This is a genomic window from Klebsiella africana (assembly GCF_020526085.1).
GTDB lineage: Bacteria > Pseudomonadota > Gammaproteobacteria > Enterobacterales > Enterobacteriaceae > Klebsiella > Klebsiella africana.
In genome coordinates this window covers 3,951,090-3,973,899 of the sequence record NZ_CP084874.1, presented here as the reverse complement: position 1 = coordinate 3,973,899, position 22,810 = coordinate 3,951,090, and the positions used below count along the sequence as shown (strand labels likewise).

Below are 22,810 nucleotides of genomic sequence, written 5' to 3'. Positions count from 1 at the left end.
GAGTTTATTATGGTGAGTTTAAAATCCTTCCTGCACTATTTCTCCCCAGCGCGTCCGGCACAGCCATTAAGCGAGGCGGAAAAACAGCAAATCGAGGCGCTTATTCAGGCCTTCGGCGGCGAAGCGAATATTACGCAAGTGGATGCCTGTATTACGCGTCTGCGCGTGACAGTTCGTCATCTTGCAGACGTAGATACGGACGCATTACAGCAGCAGGGCGCGCTGGGGGTTATTATTCTTGGTCAGCAGGTGCATGCTATTTTCGGTAAACAGTCCGATGCGCTGCGTCAGCTTCTGGATGAACATTTTGCCGCCCGGAAATAAATAAAACGGGATAACCTGAAAACAGGTTATCCCGAAAATAAGACAAAGACAGCAGTGGCAATAAAGTTTACCGGAAGATAATTAACAGTCTTACAGCAGGAGATAAAAATAACGTATGAGTCTTAACCGTACGCGATTACCACCAGGCCTCTACCTGCACGCCGAAATTCCAGGTATTATTCGCCGTCTGGTCTTCAAACGGTTTACCATCTTCGGAGTCATTCAAATACGAAGCAAAAATGCGTAATTCCGGACGTGACATAAAGTCTGGCCCGTCCGCCAGGCCCAACGCAATGGTGTATTTCTCACCGGCCTGTTTGTAGCTGGTGCCATTGTTGTAGCTGTCTTTCTGATAGAAACCGCCGACTTCGCCAATCAGGCGCACGTAGTCGGTAAACTGGTACTGCCCGCGGGCGACCAGCGACAGCATCCGCGTTTTGTCGGTATAGTCGGTAATGTCATCCGCCGAGCCCCAGGTCAGAACGTGGTTGATAGAGAACTTCTCAGTAATCGGGATCAGGCCGGTGTTAATCACACGATAACCGGTGGCGTCATTCACGTAGTTCCACATATCGTACCAGCCGCCGCCCTGGGAGACCATGTTCTGCGCCAGGCCTTTGTTGGCGTACTGCAGCACGGTTTTGTTATAGCCACCCAGCATATCCTGACTGATTTCACCGGTCAGCATGACGCCGTTGTCAGCATCGTACAGTCCGCCATAGCTATCCTGTTTTTTCGTGGTGTTTGGCATCGCGTAGTCGATACCGAATTCGGTCCACGAGCCCGCCCACGGCTTCCAGCCCGCGTAGCGTAAATCGATATAGTTGATATTGACGTTGCTGTCGCCATCGACGCGATAGTCAACATCGTTGGCATCGCCGCGGATCCAGGCCAGCGAGACGGCGCCCGGGCCGAGAGTGTAGTTTTCCACCCCGGCTCCGGAGCCGGAAATGTTCCAGTATTTGGTATCGATGATATGCAGATCATGGCGCTGGTAGTAACGTTTACCGCCCCAGATCACCGCATTTGGATCGCCAGGGATCAGCCCCTTTATCTGCAGGTTCAACTGACGTAAGCCGAACTGTGCATCATCGTTCAGCGTGGTTTCATTATCGTTAGAGCCGTCGGAGACCATGCTGACCATACTGTCGAGATAGAAGCTGACGTCATCTTTCTTATAGACCTCAGAGCCCAGCTCCAGCTCGCCATAGGTATCCGACTCGTTCCCCAAACGGCCCAGCTTGTTCTTTTGCCATTCCGCTTCGCTACCATCGCCGGAGACCCCAACCCCGGCGCGCATATAGCCATGGAAATCGATCGTTGGGATCGCGGCGGAAGCCGCAAACGCGGAAGGGGCAATTAGCGCAGCGGCTAACGCGACTGAAAGAGCGCGCAGTGTAGTGTTCATCTCTATCCTCTTATTGTTTTGTATTACGTTCACATAACTGATGTCATAAAATGCCTAAATGTAACTCCAGGCAAATGAGATATGATTGTTGTGTGACTAACTGCAAATAATTACACTGGTTTTTGTTGCAATGGGTGAGGTGATTCACAATTCACTGTATTGTGAACGTAATACTTTTTTAGGTGGTGTTTTGCAGCGTGAGGTGGCGGTGAGCGTTTTTTTAAATGGCCCCTGTTACAATCATGAGATAACAACATAAGGAACCGGACCATGAAGTCTAAAAGCGCTACTCTGGAAGACGTTGCCCGTCATGCGGGCGTCTCTTACCAGACCGTGTCCAGGGTACTCAACAAATCTGCCAATGTATCCGAAGCGACGCGCCGCAAGGTGGAGAAATCGATAGAGGCATTACGCTATGTGCCAAACCGGCTGGCGCAGCAGCTGGTGGGAAAGGAGAGTCAGACGGTCGGCCTGGTGACTATTTCGCTGGCCTGGCATGCGCCTTCCCAGGTGGCGGCGGCGGTAAAACGTTATGCCAATCTGGAAGGTTATCAGGTTCTGATTTCGATGATTGATGAGAGCGTCAACCAAAGTATCCAGGATTCTATCAATGAGCTGAAATCTCAGCGAGTGGACAAAGTCATTATCAACGTGCCACTGGAGACCGAACAGGCGCAGAAAATCGCCGCTGACAACGATGATATCGTCTGCCTGTTTCTCGATGTTGATCCTTACAGCTCCGTGTTTAACGTTTCGTTTAATCCGGCGGACGGCACGCGGGCTAGCGTCAAATATCTCTATGAGATGGGGCATCGGGAGATCGCGCTGCTGGCAGGGCCGGACAGCTCAGTCTCGGCTAAACTCCGGTTAAAAAGCTGGCTGGAGACTTTGGAGGGCTACGGTCTGAAGCCGGTGACCGTCCTGCACGGCAACTGGGATGCGCAAAGCGGCTATGCCGGTGCGCTGCAGATGCTGCGCGAAACGCCCAATTTCAGCGCCGTGCTGGTAGGTAATGACCAGATGGCGCTGGGGGTGCTCAGCGCCTTCCATCAGCATCAGGTGGCGGTGCCGGGTGAGAAGTCCGTCATTGGCTATGACGATACCTACGAAAGCTCTTTTTTCTATCCGTCGTTGAGTACGGTGTCGCTGGATCTCGATCTGCAGGGGAAGGAGGCGGTGCGGCGGATCCTCGCCAGCACCAGCGGCGCGCCGCATACCTCATCCATTCTGCCGGCGCGCCTGGTGATACGCCATTCCAGCGGCGCCCGAATCGAGCAGGGAAAAGATCTGCAGGCCATTGCGGAACAACTCCGCGCCATCGCCCACCGTCTGGCACCCTAATGCCAAAGGCGGGGAAACTCGCCTTATCACCTTACCCTTAAATTGAGCAGGGTTGATCTTTGTCACAGCACGGCGTAATCTTGTTGTTATGTTATAACGTAATGAAGAGATCATCATGAAAGCCCATATTCATCCTCCCTATCGTACGGTGGTGTTTCACGACACCAGCGCGAATGAGTATTTTAAAGTCGGATCAACTATTCGCACCGATCGCGTGATTGAGCTCGATGGCGAAACATTTCCGTATGTGACGATCGATGTCTCCTCGAAATCGCATCCGTACTACACGGGCAAACAAAAAACCTTCGCCAGCGAGGGCAGCGCGGCCCGGTTCCGTCAGCGCTTCGGCGGCTTTATTGATGCAAAAAGGAAAGCATGATGCAGGTCGTCAACTCATTACGCCGCGCCAAACAGCGCCACCCGGATTGCCAGCTGGTCAAGCGCAAAGGGCGGCTGTATGTGCTCTGTAAGAGTAACCCCCGCTTCAAAGCGGTACAGGGGCGTAAAAAACGTCGTTAACGGAAACTTTCCAGGGAAAGGCGCTGCTGGCCGTCGGCGGTAAAATTGTCGACGGCCAGCCATTGCCGCATGGCGTTATCCAGCTTCGGCCATTCACCATCAATCACCGAAAACCAGTCCGTGTCCCGGTTGTGTCCTTTGCTCACCAGCGCCTGGCGAAAACGTCCTTCGTACTGAAACCCCAGCCGTCTTGCCGCCCGGGCTGATGGGATATTAAGACTGTTGCATTTCCATTCATACCGCCGGTAGCCAAGCGTGTCGAAGACATATTGCATCAATAGCCAGTGCGCTTCGGTCGCCATGGCCGTTCGGCTCAGTAACGGTGAAAAATGCACATGTCCCACCTCGACTACGCCGTGGGTGGCATCGATACGCATTAACGCCAGCGAGCCGATTGCTTTTCCGTGTTGTTGGTCAACGACAGCAAAATGGATCGGGTCCGCCAGCGTGGCCACCTGTTCCACCCAGGCACTGTATTCTGCAAGGTTGCTCTCAGGTTCACGCAGCAGCCAGGTCCAGCTGCGGGTGTCGGGCGCCAGCTGGTGGGCCGCAAACAGATCGCTAGCATGCGCGAGAGTCAGTGGTTCGAGCCGACAGCGACTGCCCTGTAAGATCTGCCGTGTTGGCCAGGGACGCGGTTGCCAGTCAGGCAGCGCGGCGCCGATTGCCTGTCCAAACTGATTGTATTCACACATTACGGTTTCCTCATCGGGGATTTGCTGGCAGCGTACGCGCTAGCTGGTTCCATAAAAAGGACCATCATAGTATGTTTTTATGGGGCCACGAGGAGGCGAAATGAATATACCCGACGAGGCATTTTTTGCGTTGCTGGCGCAGGGTGTACGGCAGCGTGGGGATGATACCCTACAGCGCGCGCTGTACCACACATTGCGCAATGCCATCTTGCAGGGAACGCTGGCGGCCAGCTGCCGTTTGCCCGGATCGCGAGTGATTGCTGGACAGCTGCAGCTGTCGCGAAATACGGTTAATGCTGCACTGGAGCAGCTGGCGCTGGAGGGATACCTGACGCGGAGCCGTCAGGGGACACAGGTGGTACCGCTCGCCGCCTGCCGCGAAGAGCCCGTGAAGGTGCCGCCCGTCGTGCTGCCTGAACGGCTGCAAGGGCTGCCAGCCGCAATGCGCCGCGACTCTCCGGCGCTGCTGTTTACCCCTGGCATGCCGGCGGTGAACTATTTCCCGTTGCCGCTGTGGCGGCGGCTGATGGATAGCGTATTACGTGAAGAAGGTAGCGCGCTGCTGGGCTATGGCGAGGCGGCAGGCGACCCCTTGCTGCGGGAGGCTATCGCTCGCCATCTGGCGCTCTCCCGCGGGATCCGCTGTGATATTCGGCAGATTGTCATTACCGAGGGGGCACTGGAAGGGGTGAACTTATGCGCTTCGCTGTTAACGGATCCTGGCGACAGCGTGTGGGTGGAAGAGCCGGGTTATGTGGGGGCCAGAAGTGTCTTTCTGCGGACGGGGTTGCGGGTCAGCGGCATGGCTGTCAATGGTGACGGAATGCAAATAGCAGACGGCGTCGCGGCCCCCCCCCGGCTGATCTTCACCTCTCCCTCTCATCAGTATCCCCTCGGGAGCGTCATGAGCGCTGCGCGACGTCTGGCGCTGGTGGAGTACGCCCGCCTGCACGGGGCCTGGATTGTAGAAGATGACTATGACAGCGAGTTTCGCCATAGCGGTGAACCGATCCCGGCGATGATGGGAATGATCCCTGACGCGCCGGTGGTCTATCTCGGCACCTTCAGCAAAACGCTCTTTCCTGCGCTGCGTATTGGCTTTATGGTCATGCCGTCTGCGCTGGCGGATGCTGCCCAGGAAGTGATTGGCGCACTGCTGCGTGGGGGACACCGTACCGAACAGCGCGCACTGGCCAGATTTATTGAGAAGGGACACTATGCCCGTCATCTGGCGGCCATGCGTCGTTTGTACCGCAAACGTCAACAACAGCTGCGCGAAGCGCTGGCGCAAGAGATCACCGTGCCGTGTGAGGTTCTCGGCGGAGAAGGAGGGATGCATCTGACAGTGGCTATGGAGGGCGTTAATGACCGGATGCTTGTGCAGCAGGCGCGCCAGTTTCAGCTGGCGCCTGCCGCGTTAAGTCATTTCTATCTCGACCCGCAGCGAGCGCGGAGCGGACTGGTGCTGGGATATGGTAATACCTCTGCTTCTCGCTATCTCTCGGCGCTACGGACGCTAAATCGCCTTATTGCGCAGCACCGGCGCGAGTGAGGGTAAAGACATCGTAGAAGGAGAGCTCGCCTTTGGTGGCGACCATTTTTTTGAGCTGCGCCTTCTGCTCGCTATCGACGTCCGGCGACTGAAGAATGCGATCGATCAGCTGTCGGGGGACAAAGCGGGTGTTGTACCATTCCCCGTTGTAGCACACGCGAAAATCGAGGACATCGATATCCTCATAACGATAGCGAGGATAGACGTCAAAGAAGAAAAAGGCGTTGAACAGGATGAACAGCACCACCAGCAACCACACCGAGTCTACCAGCGTTTCAGAGCGTAGCATGACCACCAGCGTCGCCAGAAACGCGGCATACATGGCAACAAACAGCCCGGGATGGTTGCGGATAAAACTGATACTAAAACGCGGGCGATTATCGCGTTTTTCCTGAACGTTGAGTTCGTCAATGGTGTGAGTCAGCAGGCGTTGTATTTCTGTCATCTTGGTCCCCGAATTCTGCCATGAGCCAACAACGAGCGCCCGGCGGACCGGGCATAGCAGGCTCAGCCTGAAGGCTATTTTATGTTGCAATATTCCGGGGTGAAAGTAACAGATCAGTTACAGAAAAGCATAACAGTTACGTATTTGGCTGCGGAAGCCGCTTGATGATCTGCGCCGGATTACCGCCAACGACAGCAAAGGCCGGAACATCTTTGGTGACGACCGCGCCGGAGGCGATAACCGCATTGTCGCCAATGGTTACCCCGGGGTTAATCACCGCCCGGCCGCCGATCCACACGTTATGACCAATGGTGACAGGCTTACCGTATTCCTGACCACTGTTACGAGCATCGGCATCGAGGGGGTGGGTGGCGGTATAAATATGGACTCCCGGCGCCAGCATACAGTTATCTCCAATGTGGATGGGACAGACGTCCAGCATCACGCAGTCGAAATTGGCGTAAAAATGGGAACCGAGAAAGATATTGTAGCCGTAATCGCAGCGAAAGCTCGGCTCGATATACGCATCGCCGGCGCGACCGAACAATTCGGCCAGAATATATTGACGCTCTTGCTGTGCATCCGGAGCAGAATGATTATAACGATGCAGCAGATGTCTGGCCCGCAGACGATCGGCGCAGAGGGTAGGGTCGCCAGATAAATAGAGCTCACCAGCGATCATTTTGCGTTTTTCTTCACTCATGGAATTTCCTTATACCTGATTCTTTATCACCGTAGCAGTATAAAAAAGAAACCGGTTACAGGCTCGCTGTAAAAGGAAAGATGTGAGTACTATCACAAAGATACCCTGCAGATGCAGGGATTGTCACCTCGACAATAGGCCTCGCTCTGCACAAGAATTAACGGATAAATTTCCAGACCGACGTCGGGATCTTATCGTAGAGCTTATTCATCGTCAGTTCAGCCAGACGATGATCGGCTGCTGAGTAAAATACCGCCAGTTCATTATCAGACAGTTCATATTTATTTTTTTCGATGACGCGCTCCAGCGTGTCAATTGTCTGGCAACGGCGTAAGCGCATCAAATAGTCTGTTTTAGTTAATGGCTTATCAGACATAATTCCACCTTTTGATTGTAATAATTCTAACACGAAAGACTGGCCGGGTTTTCCCGGCTGGCGTTGACAAAGCAACGAAATAGTCGATTACCGGATTTTTTCCACTTCTGCAAATCCGAGGAGTTAATGCCGTAGTTACTGAACAATGTGAAAGTATCGTCCAGATATTCGTCAACTTGATCGATCAGTTTATTATCCTCGGCATACTTAATTTTATAATTAAGCGCGAACGTGGCAATGTGCTCGATCAATTCATTTAACTGAAGATTGACAGCCGATGTCGGGTCGTTAACCCACCCATGGTTGCTCTCTTCCAGGTTTGCAAGGCAGTCATGATACAGCGTTTCGCAGAGAAAGCGTAGCTGCGCAATATCATGTCTTTTTGGCGAGTATTCGTCCATAACGCATCCCCTTTTGAGTGGTTTAAACGACGACTAACAAACACCGTTGTGGGATGAACACGACTAACTGACCTGGCACTAACTGAGTAATCCTGCTGATTTAACTATAATCCACTCTCCAAAAGATTTCATCGTGCTATTACGAAAAATTACAATTATCAGGGAGAAATTATCTTAAAAATAGACGAATTAATTTCCTCGATTTCGGTACCAGACCTGAAAAATAGAGAAGTCTTATCAATCATTGGCTTAAGGCTGGCAGCTGTCGCGTTCAGAAACCGCCGACCACTGACAATGATATTAGGATTATTCCTGGTAAAAGTACGTATGTTGAACCTGAATGCTGAGCAATCTGATAAAAACAGCCTGGAACATATGTATATATATTAAATGCAGCACGAAAAATAAACAATGGCAATATGTGCCCTGTAGCAGGCAGACAAAAAAAGGGCCGCGATGGCGGCCCTTTGTTCAGGATTGATGATTAATGATGCTCAACCTGATGGCTGTGCTCAATATCTTCCGATTTCTTGCTAAAGCGGCGGCGAACCACCACGAAGAACACCGGCACGAAGAAGATCGCCAGAATCGTCGCGGTCACCATCCCGCCCATTACGCCTGTACCAACGGCGTTCTGCGCGCCGGAGCCGGCTCCGGAGCTGATAACCAACGGCATTACCCCGAGGATAAACGCCAGGGAGGTCATCAGGATTGGACGTAGACGCATACGTACTGCTTCAAGCGTCGCCTCAATCAGCCCTTTGCCTTCTTTCTCCATCAGGTCTTTGGCGAATTCAACGATCAATATCGCGTTCTTCGCCGACAGGCCGATGGTGGTCAGCAGACCCACCTGGAAGTAAACGTCATTGGTTAACCCGCGGAAGGTGGCGGCTAACAGCGCACCGACCACACCCAACGGTACAACCAGCATAACCGAGAATGGAATCGACCAGCTCTCGTACAGGGCCGCCAGACACAGGAAGACGACAATCAGCGAGATGGCATACAGGGCAGGGGCCTGGTTGCCGGACAGTCGTTCCTGATAAGACATCCCGGTCCAGTCGTAGCCGATACCCGATGGCAGTTTACCCGCCAGCTCTTCCATCAGCGCCATCGCTTCACCGGTACTCTTGCCTGGCGCTGCCTGGCCGAGAATTTCCAGCGATGGCAGACCGTTGTAACGTTCCAGACGCGGCGAGCCGTATTCCCAACGCGAGGTCGAGAAGGCGGAGAACGGCACCATCTGACCATCACTGCCGCGAACATACCACTTGCCGATGTCTTCCGGCAGCATACGGTATTTCGCTTCAGACATGATGTACACTTTCTTCACGCGGCCGCGGTCGATAAAGTCGTTGACATAGCTTCCGCCCCAGGCCGCGCCCAGCGTGGTGTTAATGTCGCTGATGGAGACGCCCAGTGCCTGAGCTTTTTCCTGATCGATATCGATTTTAAACTGCGGGGTATCTTCCAGACCGTTAGGGCGCACGCCGGTCAGCACGTCAGGGTGCTGCGCCACCATGCCAAACAGTTGGTTACGCGCCTGGGTCAGTTTTTCGTGGCCCAGACCGCCCTGGTCAATGAGCTGGAAGTCAAAGCCGGTCGCGGTACCGAGTTCAACGATAGCCGGCAGGTTAAAGGCGAAGACCATCGCATCTTTAATCTGCGAGAAGTAGCCCATTGCTCTAGCGGTGATCGCTTCAACTTTGTTTTCCTCACCCGGACGCTGGCTCCAGTCTTTCAGCGAGACGAACGCGATGCCGGTGTTCTGGCCACGACCGGCGAAGCCGAAGCCGTTAACCGCAAACACGGATTCCACGTTATCCTTCTCTTTGGTGAGATAGTAGTTCGTCATCTCATCCAGCACTTTCTGCGTACGTTCCTGGGTCGCACCGGCAGGCAGCTGCGCCATACTCAGGAATACCCCCTGGTCCTCGTCCGGCAGGAATGAGCTCGGCAGACGCACGAACAGCCATGCCATGCCTACCACGATGATCAGATACAGCAGCAGATAACGACCGGTACTACGCAGAATGTTGCCTACGCTGTCGGTGTAATGGTGCGTGCTCTTATCGAACATGCGGTTAAACCAGCCGAAGAAACCGGTGGTCGCGCCATGGCTGCCTTTCTGAATAGGTTTCAGCATCGTGGCGCACAGCGCCGGCGTCAGGATCAACGCCACCAGTACCGACAGTGCCATCGCGGAAACGATGGTGATGGAGAACTGACGATAGATAGCCCCGGTTGAACCGCCGAAGAATGCCATTGGGATAAATACCGCCGACAGCACCATGGCGATACCGACCAGCGCGCCCTGAATCTGCCCCATTGATTTACGGGTTGCTTCTTTCGGCGGCAGGCCTTCTTCCGCCATTACACGCTCGACGTTCTCGACCACCACGATGGCGTCATCCACCAACAGGCCGATGGCGAGTACCATCCCGAACATCGTCAGGGTGTTTATCGAGAAGCCAAACGCCGCCAGCACCGCGAAGGTGCCTAACAGGACTACCGGTACCGCGATGGTAGGGATCAGCGTGGCGCGGAAGTTCTGCAGGAACAGATACATGACCAGGAACACCAGGATGATCGCTTCCACCAGCGTTTTAACCACTTCGTGAATAGAAATTTTCACGAACGGGGTGGTGTCATACGGGTAAACGATCTTCATCCCCGACGGGAAAAACGGCTCCATCTTCGCCAGTTCAGCGCGAATAGCATTGGCGGTATCCAGCGCGTTCGCGCCGGTAGCCAGTTTAATACCCAGACCGGATGCCGGCTGGCCGTTAAACTTCGCCACCACGTCATAGCTTTCACCGCCCAGTTCAATTTTGGCGACATCACGCAGACGAACCTGGGAACCGTCCTGGTTCACCTTCAGCAGAATGTTGCCAAACTCTTCGGTATTGGTCAGACGGGTTTGCGCGATGATCGAGGCGTTAAGCTGCTGGCCTTTCACCGGTGGCGTACCGCCTAATTGACCCGCGGCTACCTGGGCGTTCTGCGCTTTCAGGGCGCTGATCACATCCACCGGCGTAAGCTGGAAGTTGTTCAGTTTGTTCGGATCCATCCAGATACGCATGGCGTACTGGGAACCGAACAGCTGAACGTCGCCGACGCCGCTGGTACGGCTGATCGGGTCCTTCATGTTGGCCGCCACGTAGTCCGAAATATCGTCTTGGTTCATGGTGCCGTTGGTGTTAATAACGCCGACAACCATCAGGAAGCTGCTGGACGCTTTCTCAACGCTAATCCCTTGCTGCTGTACTTCTTGCGGCAGCAGAGGCGTCGCCAGCGCCAGCTTGTTCTGTACCTGGACCTGAGCGATATCCGGATCGGTGCCGGATTCGAAGGTCAGGGTGATGGTCGCCGTACCGGTGGAGTCGCCATTGGAGGACATGTACATCAGGTGGTCGATACCGTTCATATTCTGTTCGATAACCTGAGTCACGGTGTTCTGCACGGTTTCGGCGTCAGCACCGGGGTACATGGCGGTAATGGAAATTGCTGGCGGCGCAATCGTCGGATATTGCGCTACCGGCAATTTGAGGATCGATAATCCCCCAGCCAGCATGATGATGATGGCGATCACCCATGCAAATATGGGGCGATCGATAAAGAAATTAGGCATGTCTTAACGGCTCCTGTTTAAGTTAAGACTTGGTTTGTTCTGATGGCGCGTTGCCTGCGGCTTGCTGTTTATCATCAGAAGCTACTTCCTGCGCTTTTACCTGCACGCCTGGTTTGATTTTTTGCAGGCCGGTGACGATAACGCGATCGCCGGTTTTCAGACCGTCAGTGACCAGCCATTTATCGCCAATAGCCTGGGTAGCGGTGACCTGGCGAACTTCGACTTTATCGCCTTCGCCTACCACCATGACGCTGGCGTCACCGCGCGGCGTACGGGTAACACCCTGCTGCGGTACCAGCAGGGCATCAGGGTTAACCCCTTCTTCCAGCCGCGCACGCACAAACATTCCCGGTAACAGGGTGTGGTCCGGGTTCGGGAAAATAGCGCGCAATGTGATAGAACCAGTGGTCTGATCAACGGTGACATCCGAGAATTCCAGCGTACCGCCCTGCGGGTATTTAACACCGTCGTTGGTCACCAGCTCGACTTTAGCTTTACCGTTTTCCTGTTTCAGGCGGCCGTCGGCCAGCTCCTGTTTCAGGCGCAGGAAATCGTTGCTCGACTGGGTGACGTCAACATAGATCGGGTCCAGCTGCTGCACGGTTGCCAGCGCAGTCGACTGACCATTTTGCACCAGCGCCCCTTCGGTCACGGCGGATTTACCAATCCGGCCGCTAATTGGCGAAGTGACTTTGGTGTAGGCCAGATTGATGCGCGCGGTTTCAACAGCCGCTTTTGCTGCGACCACGGCCGCATTGCTCTGCTGCGCCGTCGCGACGGCGGTATCGTAGTCTTGTTGACTAATATATTTAGTGCCCAACAGTTTCTGATAACGCTTGACCGTCAGTTGATCCATGTTCGCCGCCGCCTGGGCTTTTGCCAGATCGCCTTTGGCGCTGTCATAGCTGGCCTGATAGGTGGCTGGATCGATCTGATACAGGGAGACGCCGGCCTGGATATCGCTACCTTCCACGAAGTTACGTTTCAAAATAATGCCACTGACCTGAGGACGTACTTCCGCAATGCGATAGGCGCTGGTGCGGCCTGGCAGTTCGGTGGTTATTTGTAGAGGTGCGGATTTGAGCGTCACAATACCGACTTCCGGCATATGCTGGGCTCCCTGTTGAGCCGGTTTGTCGTCACATCCTGTTAGCGCTAAGCTGCCTGAGAGCATCAGAACGACCGCCAGAGGCGTTAACCCTCTGTTTTTGTTCATATGTAAACCTCGAGTGTCCAATTTCAAAATGTTCAGTGGCTCAAACAACCACAAACCCACTACAGTCTTTCTATTATGGTCATGCTATGGTACATACATTCACAAATGTATGTAAACGCAACCTCTGTAAAGTCATTAACCTATGGCACGAAAAACCAAACAACAGGCACGTGAAACCCGGCAACTTATTCTGGATGTTGCTCTGCGTCTGTTTTCGCAGCAAGGCGTATCATCTACCTCGTTGGCAACAATTGCAAAAGCTGCAGGTGTAACGAGGGGAGCTATCTACTGGCATTTCAAGAATAAGTCAGATCTATTCAATGAAATTTGGGAGCTGTCAGACGCCAGTATTAGCGATCTCGAAACTGAGTATCGGGCAAAATTCCCCAACGATCCACTCTCAGTTATCAGGGAGATATTAGTCTATGTTCTTGAAGCGACGGTGACAGAAGAGCGCCGCCGATTGATGATGGAGATTATCTTTCATAAATGTGAATTTGTCGGTGAGATGACCGTGGTGCAGCAAGCCCAGCGACAACTCTCCCTGGCGAGCTATGAGCGTATTGAGCAGACCTTAAAAGAGTGTATCGCCGCGAAGCTGTTGCCCGCTAATTTGCTCACCCGGCGAGCGGCCGTGTTGATGCGCAGCTACCTCTCTGGACTGATGGAGAACTGGTTGTTTGCCCCCGACTCGTTCGACCTGCATGCGGAGGCGCGAGACTACGTCGCCATCCTGCTGGAGATGTATCAGTTCTGTCCCACGCTACGCGCCCCGGAGAGCCTGTCAGCTTAAAGATAGCGTGCGGATGGGCGTGAATTTTTAGCGCCGTCCGCTGCTATTCGCCAGCGCTGAGAAGTGCTATTCTGCGCGCTTGCGACGACCCCCGGTATTCTCCGGCATTTGCATTCATTCATATTAACTATGCTGCACACGATCTCCAGGCAACGCGCCACGTTCATCTTTATTATCACGCTGCTCTGTCTTATTGGCCTTTTCAGCCCAGTCCAGGGCCGCGCCGCGGATCTCCCCGATCGGGCTGAGGTGCAGAGCCAGCTCAATACGTTAAATAAACAAAAAGAACTGACCCCGCAGGACAAACTGGTCCAGCAGGATCTGACCCAGACGCTGGAAACGCTGGATAAAATCGAGCGTATTAAAAGCGAGACGGCACAGCTGCGTCAGCAGGTCGAGCAAGCGCCGGCGAAGCTGCGCCAGGCGGTGGAGAGCCTCAACAACCTGAGCGACGTCCCAAATGACGACGTGACGCGCAAAACGCTCAGCACGCTCTCATTGCGTCAACTGGAGTCGCGTGTCACCCAGACGCTGGACGATCTGCAGAACGCGCAAAACGATCTGGCGACCTATAACAGCCAGCTGGTTTCCCTGCAAACGCAGCCGGAACGCGTGCAAAATGCGATGTACAACGCCTCCCAGCAGCTGCAGCAGATCCGCAATCGTCTGAATGGCACCTCGGTGGGCGACGAGACCCTGCGCCCGACCCAGCAGGTGCTGTTGCAGGCTCAACAGGCATTGCTCAACGCGCAGATCGAGCAGCAGCGCAAGAGCCTCGAAGGCAACACCGTCCTGCAGGATACCCTGCAGAAGCAGCGTGACTACGTCACCGCCTGGAGCAACCGGCTGGAGCATCAGCTGCAGCTGCTGCAAGAGGCGGTAAACAGCAAGCGGCTGACGCTGACCGAAAAAACGGCCCAGGAGGCGGTGACCCCGGATGAAACGGCGCGCATTCAGGCCAATCCGCTGGTCAAACAAGAGCTGGATATTAACCATCAGCTGAGCGAGAAGCTGATCCAGGCAACAGAGAACGGTAACCAGCTGGTGCAGCGCAATATTCAGGTTAAGAACTGGCTCGACCGTGCGCTGCAGTCTGAACGGGATATTAAAGAGCAAATTTCTGTTCTGCGGGGGAGCCTGTTGCTGTCGCGTATTCTTTACCAACAGCAACAGACATTGCCGTCGGCGGACGAACTGCAGGATATGACCAACCGCATCGCCGACCTGCGGCTCGAACAGTTTGAGGTGAACCAGCAGCGCGATGCGCTGTTCCAGAGCGATGCCTTTGTCGCCAAACTGGAAGAGGGGCACAGCAGCGAGGTGAACGATGAAGTACACGCCGCGCTACTGGAAGTGATCGATATGCGTCGCGAACTACTCGACCAATTCAACAAACAGCTGGGGAACCAGCTGATGATGGCCATCAATCTGCAGATCAATCAGCAGCAATTGATGAGCGTCTCGAGCAGCCTGAAGGAAATTCTGACCCAGCAAATTTTCTGGGTGAACAGCAATAAACCGATGGACTGGGAGTGGATTAAGGCCTTCCCGGAGGCGCTGAAAGGTCAGTTTAAGGCGATGAAAATCACCGTGAACTGGGAAAAAGCGTGGCCTGCGGTGTTTGTCGCTTTCCTGGCCGGTTTACCGCTGCTGTTGATTGCCGGCCTGATCCGCTGGCGTCTGCAGTGGCTTAAGGATTATCAGGCTAAGCTTGCTTCCCAGGTGGGGCAACTGCGCAACGATACCCAGCTGCATACGCCAAAGGCAATTCTTATCGACCTGATCAGGGCCTTACCGGTAGTGCTGGTGATTTTGGCGATTGGCCTGATTTTACTCACCATGCAGCTTAATATCAGCGGTTTGCTGTGGGCGTACAGTAAAAAGCTGGCCATGTTCTGGCTGGTCTTTGGCCTTTGCTGGAAGGTGCTGGAAAAGAACGGCGTCGCGGTCAGCCACTTCAATATGCCTGCGCAGTTGACCAGCCACTGGCGGCGGCAGATTGTTCGCGTCAGCCTGGCGCTGCTGCCGCTGAATTTCTGGTCGGTGATTTCCGAGCTGTCGCCGCTGAACCTGATGGACGACGTGCTGGGGCAGTTTGTGATTTTCTTCAATCTGCTGCTGATCGCGGTGCTGGTTTGGCCGATGTGCCGGGAAAGCTGGCGTGATAAAGAATCGCACAGCTTACGCCTGCTGACGATCACGGTGTTGTCTATCGTCCCGGTAGCCCTGATGGTGCTGACGGCAACCGGCTACTTCTACACGACACTGCGTCTGGCGGGACGCTGGATCGAGACCGTGTATCTGGTGATGATCTGGAACCTGCTGTACCAGACCGTGCTGCGCGGCCTGAGCGTGGCGGCGCGGCGTATCGCCTGGCGCCGGGCGTTGGCGCGCCGTCAACATCTGGTGAAGGAAGGGGCGGAAGGCGCCGAGCCGCAGGAAGAGCCAACTATCGCCCTTGAGCAGGTCAACCAGCAGACGCTGCGCATCACCATGCTGGTGATGGTCGCTCTGTTCGCGGTGATGTTCTGGGCGATTTGGTCTGATTTGATCACCGTTTTCGCCTACCTCGACAGCATTACCCTGTGGCACTACAACGGCACCGAGGCGGGGGCTAGCGTGGTGCGCAGCGTCACGATGGGCAGCCTGTTGTTCGCTATTGTTGCGTCAATGGTCGCCTGGGCGCTAATCCGCAACCTGCCGGGATTGCTGGAGGTGCTGGTTCTGTCGCGGCTCAACATGCGTCAGGGAACCTCCTACGCCATCACCACTATTCTCAACTATGCGATTATCGCTATCGGCGCGATGACGGTATTCGGGGCGCTGGGCGTCTCCTGGGATAAACTGCAATGGCTGGCGGCTGCCCTGTCGGTTGGTTTAGGTTTTGGTCTGCAGGAGATATTCGGTAACTTCGTCTCCGGCCTGATTATTCTGTTCGAACGTCCGGTGCGCATTGGGGATACGGTGACTATCGGGACCTTCTCGGGGACGGTAAGCAAAATCCGTATTCGCGCCACTACCATCACCGATTTTGATCGCAAAGAGGTGATCATCCCGAACAAAGCGTTTGTTACCGAGCGCTTGATCAACTGGTCGCTCTCCGACACTGTGACTCGCGTGGTGATCCGCCTCGGCGTTGCCTATGGCTCAGATCTGGATAAGGTGAAAGAGGTGCTGCTGAAGGCCGCACACGATCACCCGAAAGTGATGCAGGAGCCGGCGCCATCGGTCTTCTTCACTACCTTTGGCGCCAGTACGCTGGATCATGAACTGCGTCTGTATGTTCGTGAACTGCGCGATCGCAGCTACACCGTGGATGAGCTCAACCGCGCCATTGACCGCCTGTGCCGGGAGAATGACATCAACATTGCCTTTAACCAGTTGGAAGTTCATCTGCGCAATGAAAAGGGTGATGAAGTCACCGAAGTGAAGCGGGACGGGAAAGGCGACGATCTGGCGCCCTCTGTTGTACCTTAACGAAAGTGGGGCGGTGCAAAGCCGCCCCTGCTGCCTCAGGGCACCAGCGCGGCGAGTTCTTCATCGCTGAGCCCGGTGAGCTCCTGCACGGTTTGACGTTCGAGGCCGCGCGCCAGCATTCTGGCGGCGATGCTGCGGGTGGCTTCCTGCTCACCTTCCTGCTGCCCCTGTTTACGGCCTTTCTCTTCCAGCCATTCGGCAATGGTCATCATTAGCTCCTTATGCCTGGGCGACTGCGCCGCCAGCGTGCGGATCAGCGCCCCCGGATGTTCCGTGGTTCCCGCCTGCAACATATAGCGCAGCAGCGTATTCAGCTGCGCTTCTGTCAGATAGCCTTGCGTCATCAGCGCAATCAACGGCACCTGCAGCTCGGCCAGATCGCGATGACGGATATGCTTTTGCAGCAGCTCCAGCATGGCCATCCGCCGATGACGGGCGATCTGATTATCTGGCATTACGGTGAGGTCCACCAGCGGAAAATCATTGCTATAGAGCGCCTTCGCCAGCGCCGGATCGGCGAATAGCTGTTGCCAGTTGCGGGCCCAGGGCCAGGGGCTAACTTTGCCGTGATAAAACAGAATCGGCACTACCAGCGGCAGCGTGTCGTGGCCAGCGTCCAGATGACGCTGCATGGCGGCCAGCGCATAGCGCAGCAGGCGAAACGCCATCAGCTTGTCCGGCGTGCTCTGGTGCTCAATCAGCGCGTAAACATAGCCCGTTCCGTGATGTGTGCGCAGTGAGTAAAGGATATCGGAATAGCTGGCGCGCAGGTCCTCTTCAACAAAGCTACCGGAGACCAGCTGCAGCGAATCCAGTTCGCAGATCGCCAGAAACGGCGCGGGCAAATACAGCTGCAAAAAATCCTTCGCGACCGCCTGATGCATTAACATCTGGCGAAACACCGCGTCGTGTGGGGTTTGACTGACTTTTTCCATAAATATTGCCTCCATTAGCGTCATGCTCAGAGGACCACTCTGCCAGCACTCCGCCGGAGGCAACATCCTACTTCTCAGGAGATTGCGACCCGCTTTCCACGTTCTTTAACTTGTTTGCATAATCCCGCTGGACAATTTCCAGCGCGGCCAGCACGGTTTGCGCCGGGATCTGATGCGATTCCAGCAACATGATTAAATCGACGGCCAGTTTGACCTCATCGGATGCATTTTCCAGTGACATTGCCTCTCCTGTCAGCGCGTCAGCCGCGCCAGTACGTTTTCAATCTTGTCCAGCGCCTGTCGGCAGCGCGCCAGCCGGCCGTTGTAGACGTCGACTTCTCTGGCCAGCCGCTGCTGCTCCTCAAGGCTGGTTGTCTGCGTCAAAAGGTTCTGACGTTGGTCGCGCATCGCCAGCAGGCGGCGCTCATACTCCTGATGCTGCAGGCGACGGCGCTGCCAGCGGCTCAGCGTTGGCGAAGCGTGGTCCCAACTGCGTAAGGACCAGGTGGCGGTTTCCCGTCGCAGCGCGGCGATTTGCGCCGCCAGACGCTCGGCAATCCAGGCCACCTGCGACAAACGCTGGCGCTCCACGGCCTGGCGGAGTTGGTTAAAATTCTGCTGGGCTTCCGTCAGATAGGCCTGCATCCGTGTACTGCGGGTGTGGAAGAGCTGGCGGTCAAAACGCGGGCTCAGGGTCGCGTGCTCCGCCAGCGGCGCAACCAGCGCGGCCAGCTCGTTGAGCTGATCGTTCAGCGTTTGTAAAAGTTGAGCTGTTTTCACCAAACCTCTCCATTTCCCCTCAGCCAACTGTGCTACAGTAGCCTCATCTGTTTGATAACGATTCGCATTATGCCACCTGTCATTTTAACCATTATTGGCTGGCTGGCGGTAGCGCTGGGCACGCTGGGTGTCTTTTTACCGTTGCTACCGACGACGCCGTTTATTCTGCTTGCCGCCTGGTGCTTTGCTCGCTCATCGCCGCGCTTTCACCAATGGCTTCTGTATCGCTCCTGGTTTGGCGGCTATCTTCGCCACTGGCAACAGTACCGCGCCATGCCTCGGGGCGCTAAACCGCGCGCCATTGCGATGATCGTGGTGACTTTTGCTATTTCGCTATGGCTGGTTAAGCTTACGTGGGTGCGCATCATGCTGTTGGTCATTCTGGCCTGTCTGCTGATCTTTATGTGGCGCATTCCGGTGGTTGACGCAAAGCAACAAAAGCACTGATGCGCAATAATGCCTGTTGCAATTGTTGCCAACAGCCAGTAAATTCTGGCGTTTTCGAGCGCGGGTAAGCCTGGTCAAAGGTTAAGCAAATGTTTCTTTGGCCCATTTTGCACGCCCGTGGGTAACACCGTTTCAATCAGGCATACACTTATGACCGCAACTGCACAGCAGCTTGAATATCTGAAGAACAGCATCCAAAGCGTCCAGGATTATCCGAAACCGGGCATCCTTTTCCGCGATGTCACCAGCTTACTGGAAGACCCAAAAGCCTACGCGCTTAGCATTGAACTGCTGACCGAGCGTTATAAAAACGCCGGCATCACCAAAGTGGTGGGGACCGAAGCGCGTGGCTTCCTGTTCGGCGCACCGGTTGCGCTGGCGCTGGGCGTAGGCTTTGTTCCGGTACGCAAGCCGCGTAAGTTGCCGCGCGAAACCATTGCCGAGAGCTATGAACTGGAGTACGGCACCGATCAGCTGGAGATCCACGTTGATGCCATTAAACCGGGCGACAAAGTGCTGGTGGTGGACGATCTGCTGGCGACCGGCGGCACCATCGACGCGACGGTCAAACTGATCCGCCGTCTTGGCGGCGAAGTGCATGATGCCGCCTTCATTATCAACCTCTTCGATCTGGGCGGCGAACAGCGCCTGGAAAAGCTGGGGATCCACTGCTACAGCCTGGTGCCGTTCCCGGGCCACTAAGCAAATCCCTCCACATAGCCTCGCCGATCGGGCGGGGCTGTGATAGCATGACCCCTTCGTGATTTCACCTTCCAGCGTTTCAGAGCCAGCCCATGAGTTATCAGGTCTTAGCCCGTAAATGGCGCCCACAAACCTTTGCTGACGTCGTCGGCCAGGAACATGTGCTGACCGCACTGGCGAACGGCTTGTCGTTAGGGCGCATTCACCACGCTTATCTTTTTTCCGGTACCCGCGGGGTCGGGAAGACCTCCATCGCCCGTCTGTTGGCGAAAGGGTTAAACTGTGAATCTGGCATTACCGCCACCCCCTGCGGCGTGTGCGATAACTGCCGGGAAATTGAACAGGGGCGCTTTGTCGATCTGATTGAGATTGACGCCGCCTCGCGAACTAAAGTCGAAGATACCCGCGATCTGCTGGATAACGTCCAGTACGCGCCAGCCCGCGGCCGCTTTAAGGTCTATCTCATCGACGAAGTCCATATGCTGTCGCGTCACAGCTTCAACGCGTTGTTAAAAACGCTAGAGGAGCCGCCGGCGCACGTCAAATTCCTGCTGGCGACGACGGATCCGCAGAAGCTGCCGGTGACGATCTTATCCCGCTGCCTGCAGTTCCACCTGAAGGCGCTGGACGTTGAACAGATCCGCCATCAGCTGGAGCATATTCTTGGCGAAGAGCAGATTGCCTTTGAGCCCCGTGCGCTGCAGTTGCTGTCGCGGGCGGCCGATGGCAGCCTACGCGATGCCTTAAGCCTGACCGATCAGGCGATTGCCAGTGGGGAAGGACAGCTGACGGCGGCATCGGTGAGCACCATGCTTGGCACCCTTGATGACGATCAGGCGCTGTCGCTGATTGAAGCGCTGGTCGCTGCTGACGGCGAGCGGGTAATGGCAGGGGTCAATGACGCCGCCGCACGCGGCGTCGAGTGGGAGGCGCTGCTGGTCGAGATGCAGAGCTTGCTGCACCGCATCGCCATGGTTCAGCTGTCGCCTTCGGCGCTGGGCGCCGACATGGCCGCCGTCGAAGTGCGGATGCGCGAACTGGCGCGAACCGTACCGCCGGGCGATGTTCAGCTCTACTACCAAACGCTGCTGATTGGCCGCAAAGAGCTGCCTTACGCCCCGGACCGGAGAATGGGCGTCGAAATGACGCTGCTGCGCGCCCTGGCGTTTCATCCGCGTAAGCCGCTGCCGGAGCCGGAGGTGCAGCCGGTACAGGCTGCCGCGCCTGCGCTGCGTCAGGCGGGGGCCCCCGCAGCAGCGCCACCGCCACAGCCTTCGCCGAGTTTGCCGCCAACCACCAGCCAGGTGCTGGCGGCCCGCAGCCACCTGCAGCGTAGCCAGGGAGCAACCACCCCAAAAAAGAGTGAACCGGCAGCCGCTTCCCGCGCGCGGCCGGTGAATAACGCTGCGCTGGAACGACTGAGTTCGATTACCGAGCGCGTCCAGGCTCGTCCGGCCGCGGCCGCGCTGGAGCAGGCTCCGGCGAAGAAAGAGGCCTATCGCTGGAAGGCGACGACGGTGGTGGAAGAGACCAAAGTCGACGTCGCCACGCCCAAAGCGCTGAAAAAGGCGCTGGAGCATGAGAAGACGCCGGAGCTGGCGGCCAAGCTCGCCGAAGAAGCGGTGGAGCGCGACAGCTGGGCGGCGGAAGTGAGCCAGCTGGCGGTACCTAAGCTGGTCGAGCAAGTGGCGCTCAACGCGTGGAAAGAGCAGGAGGGCAGCCGCGTCTGTCTGCATCTGCGCCCCAGCCAGCGTCACCTCAATTCCGCCGGCGCGCAGCAAAAGCTGGCTGAAGCGCTGGGGGTGTTGTACGGTACGCCGGTTGAATTGACCATCGTGGAAGATGATAATCCCGCGATGCGTACGCCGCTGGAGTGGCGGCAGGCTATTTATGAAGAAAAGCTCGCGCAGGCGCGCGAAGCCATTATCGCGGATAATAACATTCAGACTCTGCGTCGTTTCTTCGACGCCGATCTGGATGAAGAGAGTATCCGCCCCATTTGAACGCCAGTCTGACTGGCATTCAGTACCTTTAACGATGACTGACTGAGAGAGAAGCCTATGTTTGGTGGAAAAGGCGGCCTGGGTAACCTGATGAAGCAGGCCCAGCAGATGCAAGACAAAATGCAGAAGATGCAGGAAGAGATCGCTCAGCTGGAAGTGACCGGCGAATCCGGCGCGGGTCTGGTAAAAGTGACCATTAACGGCGCGCACAACTGCCGCCGTGTGGAAATCGACCCAAGCCTGCTGGAAGACGACAAAGAGATGCTGGAAGATCTGGTGGCTGCCGCGTTTAACGACGCCGCGCGCCGTATTGAAGAGACCCAGAAAGAGAAAATGGCTTCCGTTTCTGCCGGTATGCAGCTGCCGCCAGGCTTCAAGATGCCGTTCTGATGCAAACCAGCCCGCTGTTAACTCAGCTTATGGAAGCGCTGCGCTGTCTGCCGGGCGTCGGCCCGAAGTCGGCGCAGCGCATGGCGTTTACCCTGCTGCAGCGCGATCGCAGCGGCGGTATGCGCCTGGCGCAAGCGCTGACGCGCGCGATGTCGGAGATCGGCCACTGCGCCGATTGCCGCACCTTCACCGAGCAGGAGGTGTGCAATATCTGCAGCAACCCGCGTCGCCAGGAAAACGGCCAGATCTGTGTGGTAGAGAGTCCGGCGGACATCTATGCCATTGAGCAGACCGGGCAGTATTCCGGTCGCTACTTCGTGCTGATGGGGCACCTGTCGCCGCTCGACGGCATCGGGCCTGATGACATCGGGCTCGATCGCCTGGAGCAACGGCTGGAGGCGGAGTCGATCACCGAGGTGATCCTCGCCACTAACCCGACCGTTGAGGGTGAGGCGACGGCCAACTACATCGCGGAGCTGTGCGCGCAGTATGGCGTCGACGCCAGCCGAATCGCCCACGGCGTGCCGGTGGGCGGCGAGCTGGAGATGGTCGACGGCACCACGCTGTCCCACTCGCTGGCCGGTCGCCACAAGATTACTTTCTGAACAAATGGAGGCGGCCAGCGCCGCCTCCGCTTGAAAAATTTCCCCGCTGTCCCCATCTCCCACTCAA

At 55.9% G+C, this 22,810-nt stretch carries 23 protein-coding genes, 1 pseudogene and 1 other annotated feature; of the genes and pseudogenes, 13 read left to right on the top strand and 11 right to left on the bottom strand.

Translation table 11 applies throughout. The features are described 5' to 3' along the window. Nucleotides 1–9 precede the first annotated feature (9 nt). Entirely contained in the window at nucleotides 10–324 is a 315-nt protein-coding gene (locus LGL98_RS19180) for a PTS sugar transporter subunit IIB (RefSeq protein WP_095033402.1), read from the top strand. 136 nt (nucleotides 325–460) lie between these two features. On the opposite strand, the gene LGL98_RS19175 is transcribed toward LGL98_RS19180, so the two are convergent. Then, nucleotides 461–1,732, bottom strand: a complete 1,272-nt coding sequence (locus LGL98_RS19175) for a maltoporin (RefSeq protein ID WP_025710684.1) — start codon at nucleotides 1,730–1,732, stop codon at nucleotides 461–463. A gap of 270 nt (nucleotides 1,733–2,002) precedes the next feature. Here LGL98_RS19175 and LGL98_RS19170 point away from each other — a divergent pair, with 270 nt between their 5' ends. The 3 genes from LGL98_RS19170 (at nucleotide 2,003) to ykgO (ending at nucleotide 3,592) form a co-directional block, all read left to right on the top strand. Further along, nucleotides 2,003–3,073, top strand: coding sequence for a LacI family DNA-binding transcriptional regulator (locus LGL98_RS19170; protein WP_136033427.1), 1,071 nt, complete (start codon nucleotides 2,003–2,005; stop codon nucleotides 3,071–3,073). Between the two features lie 115 nt (nucleotides 3,074–3,188). Beyond that, nucleotides 3,189–3,452 (top strand): type B 50S ribosomal protein L31, encoded by a 264-nt coding sequence (locus LGL98_RS19165; protein ID WP_080924893.1) that lies wholly within the window; start codon nucleotides 3,189–3,191, stop codon nucleotides 3,450–3,452. After that, on the top strand, nucleotides 3,452–3,592 hold the full coding sequence (ykgO, locus tag LGL98_RS19160; protein WP_136033621.1) for a type B 50S ribosomal protein L36: 141 nt from the start codon (nucleotides 3,452–3,454) through the stop codon (nucleotides 3,590–3,592). The genes LGL98_RS19165 and ykgO overlap by 1 nt, the downstream gene beginning before the upstream one ends. Here the strand turns inward: ykgO and LGL98_RS19155 are convergent. Beyond that, complete coding sequence (locus tag LGL98_RS19155; protein ID WP_136033425.1) at nucleotides 3,589–4,287, bottom strand: GNAT family N-acetyltransferase; 699 nt, start codon at nucleotides 4,285–4,287, stop codon at nucleotides 3,589–3,591. The two genes, ykgO and LGL98_RS19155, sit on opposite strands and share 4 nt — an antisense overlap. Before the next feature lie 100 nt (nucleotides 4,288–4,387). Between LGL98_RS19155 and pdxR the strand changes: the two genes are divergently transcribed. Further along, the gene (gene pdxR, locus LGL98_RS19150; RefSeq protein WP_136033423.1) at nucleotides 4,388–5,839 is read left to right on the top strand and encodes a MocR-like pyridoxine biosynthesis transcription factor PdxR; all 1,452 of its coding nucleotides are present in this window, start codon (nucleotides 4,388–4,390) and stop codon (nucleotides 5,837–5,839) included. Here pdxR and LGL98_RS19145 read toward each other — a convergent pair. Next, a complete protein-coding gene (locus LGL98_RS19145; protein WP_025710690.1) occupies nucleotides 5,814–6,284 on the bottom strand; it encodes a YlaC family protein in 471 nt (156 codons plus the stop codon). The genes pdxR and LGL98_RS19145 overlap by 26 nt on opposite strands. Before the next feature lie 36 nt (nucleotides 6,285–6,320). Here LGL98_RS19145 and LGL98_RS19140 point away from each other — a divergent pair. Then, nucleotides 6,321–6,449: pseudogene (locus LGL98_RS19140) on the top strand (hypothetical protein); the annotation flags it as partial. Here LGL98_RS19140 and maa read toward each other — a convergent pair. From maa to acrA, 5 genes are all read right to left on the bottom strand, one after another. After that, nucleotides 6,421–6,987 carry a maltose O-acetyltransferase gene (maa, locus tag LGL98_RS19135; protein ID WP_136033421.1) on the bottom strand — a complete coding sequence of 189 codons (567 nt, stop codon included), beginning with the start codon at nucleotides 6,985–6,987 and terminating at the stop codon, nucleotides 6,421–6,423. The pseudogene LGL98_RS19140 and the gene maa overlap by 29 nt on opposite strands. Before the next feature lie 157 nt (nucleotides 6,988–7,144). Next, nucleotides 7,145–7,363, bottom strand: coding sequence for a hemolysin expression-modulating protein Hha (gene hha / locus LGL98_RS19130; RefSeq protein WP_002892050.1), 219 nt, complete (start codon nucleotides 7,361–7,363; stop codon nucleotides 7,145–7,147). A gap of 26 nt (nucleotides 7,364–7,389) precedes the next feature. Next, entirely contained in the window at nucleotides 7,390–7,764 is a 375-nt protein-coding gene (tomB, locus tag LGL98_RS19125) for an Hha toxicity modulator TomB (protein WP_025710692.1), read from the bottom strand. A 484-nt stretch (nucleotides 7,765–8,248) separates the two neighbouring features. Next, a complete protein-coding gene (gene acrB, locus LGL98_RS19120; protein WP_136033420.1) occupies nucleotides 8,249–11,395 on the bottom strand; it encodes a multidrug efflux RND transporter permease subunit AcrB in 3,147 nt (1,048 codons plus the stop codon). A gap of 22 nt (nucleotides 11,396–11,417) precedes the next feature. Then, nucleotides 11,418–12,611, bottom strand: coding sequence for a multidrug efflux RND transporter periplasmic adaptor subunit AcrA (gene acrA, locus LGL98_RS19115; RefSeq protein WP_136033418.1), 1,194 nt, complete (start codon nucleotides 12,609–12,611; stop codon nucleotides 11,418–11,420). Between the two features lie 142 nt (nucleotides 12,612–12,753). Between acrA and acrR the strand changes: the two genes are divergently transcribed. Then, nucleotides 12,754–13,404, top strand: coding sequence for a multidrug efflux transporter transcriptional repressor AcrR (acrR, locus tag LGL98_RS19110; RefSeq protein ID WP_136033416.1), 651 nt, complete (start codon nucleotides 12,754–12,756; stop codon nucleotides 13,402–13,404). 129 nt (nucleotides 13,405–13,533) lie between these two features. Next, nucleotides 13,534–16,881: a mechanosensitive channel MscK gene (mscK, locus tag LGL98_RS19105; RefSeq protein WP_136033414.1), complete on the top strand. Its 3,348-nt coding sequence runs from the start codon at nucleotides 13,534–13,536 to the stop codon at nucleotides 16,879–16,881. Between the two features lie 35 nt (nucleotides 16,882–16,916). Here the strand turns inward: mscK and LGL98_RS19100 are convergent, their stop codons facing one another. The 3 genes from LGL98_RS19100 to priC form a co-directional block, all read right to left on the bottom strand. Then, entirely contained in the window at nucleotides 16,917–17,816 is a 900-nt protein-coding gene (locus LGL98_RS19100) for an Rpn family recombination-promoting nuclease/putative transposase (RefSeq protein WP_136033412.1), read from the bottom strand. Nucleotides 17,817–17,883: 67 nt separating this feature from the next. Then, the gene (gene rsmS / locus LGL98_RS19095; protein ID WP_136033410.1) at nucleotides 17,884–18,057 is read right to left on the bottom strand and encodes a pleiotropic regulatory protein RsmS; all 174 of its coding nucleotides are present in this window, start codon (nucleotides 18,055–18,057) and stop codon (nucleotides 17,884–17,886) included. A gap of 11 nt (nucleotides 18,058–18,068) precedes the next feature. Continuing rightward, nucleotides 18,069–18,596, bottom strand: a complete 528-nt coding sequence (gene priC / locus LGL98_RS19090; RefSeq protein ID WP_136033409.1) for a primosomal replication protein N'' — start codon at nucleotides 18,594–18,596, stop codon at nucleotides 18,069–18,071. A 69-nt stretch (nucleotides 18,597–18,665) separates the two neighbouring features. On the opposite strand from priC, the gene LGL98_RS19085 reads away from it, so the two are divergent. The 5 genes from LGL98_RS19085 (at nucleotide 18,666) to recR (ending at nucleotide 22,743) form a co-directional block, all read left to right on the top strand. Beyond that, on the top strand, nucleotides 18,666–19,043 hold the full coding sequence (locus LGL98_RS19085) for a DUF454 family protein (RefSeq protein WP_002892144.1): 378 nt from the start codon (nucleotides 18,666–18,668) through the stop codon (nucleotides 19,041–19,043). Between the two features lie 150 nt (nucleotides 19,044–19,193). Beyond that, nucleotides 19,194–19,745: an adenine phosphoribosyltransferase gene (gene apt, locus LGL98_RS19080; RefSeq protein ID WP_025710700.1), complete on the top strand. Its 552-nt coding sequence runs from the start codon at nucleotides 19,194–19,196 to the stop codon at nucleotides 19,743–19,745. Nucleotides 19,746–19,837: 92 nt separating this feature from the next. Then, the gene (dnaX, locus tag LGL98_RS19075) at nucleotides 19,838–21,748 is read left to right on the top strand and encodes a DNA polymerase III subunit gamma/tau (protein WP_136033407.1); all 1,911 of its coding nucleotides are present in this window, start codon (nucleotides 19,838–19,840) and stop codon (nucleotides 21,746–21,748) included. Further along, nucleotides 21,081–21,145, top strand: a sequence feature (DnaX frameshifting element). It overlaps the preceding gene by 65 nt. 57 nt (nucleotides 21,749–21,805) lie before the next feature. Further along, on the top strand, nucleotides 21,806–22,138 hold the full coding sequence (locus tag LGL98_RS19070) for a YbaB/EbfC family nucleoid-associated protein (RefSeq protein ID WP_008805448.1): 333 nt from the start codon (nucleotides 21,806–21,808) through the stop codon (nucleotides 22,136–22,138). Then, nucleotides 22,138–22,743: a recombination mediator RecR gene (recR, locus tag LGL98_RS19065; RefSeq protein ID WP_002892177.1), complete on the top strand. Its 606-nt coding sequence runs from the start codon at nucleotides 22,138–22,140 to the stop codon at nucleotides 22,741–22,743. Before LGL98_RS19070 ends, recR begins: the two co-directional genes overlap by 1 nt. Nucleotides 22,744–22,810 lie beyond the last annotated feature (67 nt).